This window comes from Dorea sp. 210702-DFI.3.125 (genome assembly GCF_020560945.1).
Taxonomy (GTDB): domain Bacteria; phylum Bacillota; class Clostridia; order Lachnospirales; family Lachnospiraceae; genus Dorea; species Dorea formicigenerans.
Window position 1 is genome coordinate 1 of record NZ_JAJCNF010000078.1, and the last position, 687, is coordinate 687.

The following is a 687-nucleotide window of genomic DNA, read 5'->3' on the forward strand; positions in this document are numbered from 1 at the left end:
GTAAAAGAAATATCAGATTTAACAGGTATCAGCGTTCGCACGCTTCACTATTATGATGAAATCGGGTTGTTAAAGCCAACAGAAAAAAGTGATGCGGGATACCGGCTTTATGACGATAAGGCACTGGAAACATTACAACAGATTTTATTTTTCCGTGAGTTTGATATCTCCTTGAAAGAAATCAAAGCTGTTTTGGACAATCCGGCTCTTGAAAGAAATCAGATTCTACAAGTACAGCGAAAAATGTTGGTAACAAAGAAAGAACGAATGGAACGTCTGATTGCCAGCATTGATGACATTCTGAAAGGAGAGAACAAAATGGATTTTACAATTTTTACAAAAACAGAAGTAGAAGAAATGTTCCAAACCATGCTTGAGCATATGCCGGAGAATATGAGAAACATTGCAATTAAAGAATTTGGTAGCATTGAACAATGGAAAAAGCATTATATGGAAGTCGTATCTTCGGAAGAAATGCAGAAAGGCTATGCAAAGGTAGTTGAATGGTATGGTGGAAAGGACAAGTTTCTGTCTGTTGCCCGAACTCCCGTCAGCAAAGAAGTTGCAGAAAGCTATAACCAACGGATAGAAGCGATTTTGCAAAAACTGATTGCAAAACAGAATTGTGACATAGATTCTTTTGAAGTAAAAGAGCTTGTTGGAGAATATGGCTTTGTTATGAAACAG

Annotated in this window: 1 protein-coding gene; it reads left to right on the top strand. The window is 37.1% G+C overall.

The genetic code is table 11. The features are described from left to right. Positions 1 to 687, top strand: a 687-nt coding sequence (locus LI164_RS15600; protein ID WP_227087377.1) for a MerR family transcriptional regulator, incomplete at both ends; no start/stop codon positions are given.